Below are 1,930 nucleotides of genomic sequence, written 5' to 3'. Positions count from 1 at the left end.
GGAGGTGCCGGAGGCGGGTTATGGAGGGTAGGACCGAGGCGGTTGTGAGGGATGTGCCCCGGTTGGAGTTGCGTGCTGGTGGGCGGGTCTGGCATGCCACACCGAATCGGGTGTGGACGATTGGTCGGTCGGCTGAGGCTGATGTGCGGTTGGACAATCCGCGGGTGTCGCGTGATCATGCGGTGTTGCAGCCGGGTCCGGGGGGCTGGGTGTTGGTCAATCACAGCAGCAATGGGATGTTTGTCGAGGGTGCGCGGGTCGAGCGGGTGGCCATTGTGGGGCCGGTGTCGGTGATGTTGGGTTCGGCGTCCTCGGGTCAGCTGGTGCAGTTGGCGCCGGGTGGGCAGCCCGGCGCGGCGGCGCCGCAGCCTGTTGCGGTGGTGGGGCAGACGACGGTGGCCCGGCCGCCGACGGCGGTGCATGCCATTGATCAGTTGGTGGTGACGATCGGGCGAGCCCCCGACAACGATGTGGTGCTCAATGATCTGCTGGTCTCGCGCCGTCATGCCATGCTGCGCCGCTCGGGCAGTCAGTGGGAGCTGGTCGACAACAACAGCGCCAACGGCACCTACGTCAACGGCACCCGGATCAGCCGGGCGCTGCTGGGGCCCAGCGACATCGTCGGCATCGGTCATCAGCTGTTGCATCTGTCCGGGGACCGGCTGGTGGAATACGTTGACACCGGCGACATTTCCTATGAGGCCGCCAACCTGCGGGTGGTCACCAAAAAAGGCTCCAAAAAAGGCAAGGTGTTGTTGGCCGATGTCAGCTTCGCCCTGCCCCAGCGCAGCCTGTTGGCGGTGGTGGGGCCCAGCGGGGCCGGTAAATCGACGCTGCTGGGCGCGCTGACCGGGTTCCGCCCGGCCACCAGCGGCAGCGTGCGCTACGACGACCGCGACCTCTACGACAACTACGCTGAACTGCGCCACCGGATCGGGTTCGTGCCCCAAGACGACATCTTGCACACCCCGCTGACGGTGCGGCGGGCGCTCAATTACGCTGCGCGGCTACGGTTTCCCCACGACGTGTCGGCCGCCGAACGCAACCAGCGCATCCAGGAGGTGCTGACCGAACTGGGCCTGTCCACCCAGGCCGATCAGCGCATTGACAGTCTGTCGGGCGGGCAGCGCAAACGCACCAGCGTCGCACTGGAACTGCTGACCAAACCCTCGCTGCTGTTTTTAGACGAACCCACCTCCGGGCTAGATCCCGGCTATGAGAAGTCGGTCATGCAGACGTTGCGCTCGCTGGCCGACGACGGCCGCTCGGTGGTGGTGGTCACCCACAACATCGCCCACCTCAACATGTGCGACCGGCTGCTGATCTTGGCCCCCGGCGGCCGGCTGGCCTACTTCGGCCCACCCCAGCAAGCCCTGAGCTACTTCCACTGCAGCGACTTCGCCGACCTGTTCACCCTGCTCGAACGCGACACCACCACCGACTGGACCGCCCACTTTCAGGCCTCGCCGCTGCACGCCGCCGTCACCGCCGGCCCGGCCCCCCAACCCGGCCCACCCGCACCGGCACCCACCACCAAAGCCCTGGCCCAACAAAGCGCCCTGGCCCAATTCGCCATCTTGTGCCGCCGCTATCTGGCCGTCATCGCCGCCGACCGCCAATACTCGGTGTTCCTGCTGGCCCTGCCGCTGCTGCTGAGCCTGTTCGCCCACGCCGTACCCGGCAACGCCGGACTCTCACTGGCCAAAGCCATCGAAGAACGCTCCACCCAACCCTCCCAACTACTGGTACTGCTGATCATCGGCGGCGCCCTGATGGGCTGCGCCGCCTCCATCCGCGAAATCGTCAAAGAACAAGCCATCTACCGCCGCGAACACGGCATCGGCCTATCCGCCAGCGCCTACCTGGCCTCCAAACTCGTCGTCCTGACCGCACTCACCACCATCCAAGGACTCATCCTCGGATTCCTGGG

Annotated in this window: 1 protein-coding gene; it reads left to right on the top strand. The window is 66.4% G+C overall.

Translation table 11 applies throughout. From position 1 onward, the window contains the following. Window positions 1–20: 20 nt before the first annotated feature. Window positions 21–1,930, top strand: a 1,910-nt coding sequence (locus AWC07_RS02260) for an FHA domain-containing protein (protein ID WP_085104930.1), incomplete at its 3' end; no start/stop codon positions are given.

The sequence above is a fragment of the Mycobacterium gastri genome (assembly GCF_002102175.1).
Taxonomy (GTDB): Bacteria; Actinomycetota; Actinomycetes; order Mycobacteriales; family Mycobacteriaceae; genus Mycobacterium; species Mycobacterium gastri.
The sequence above is the reverse complement of the archived record's forward strand: the minus strand, read 5'-3'. Positions and strand labels throughout refer to the sequence as shown.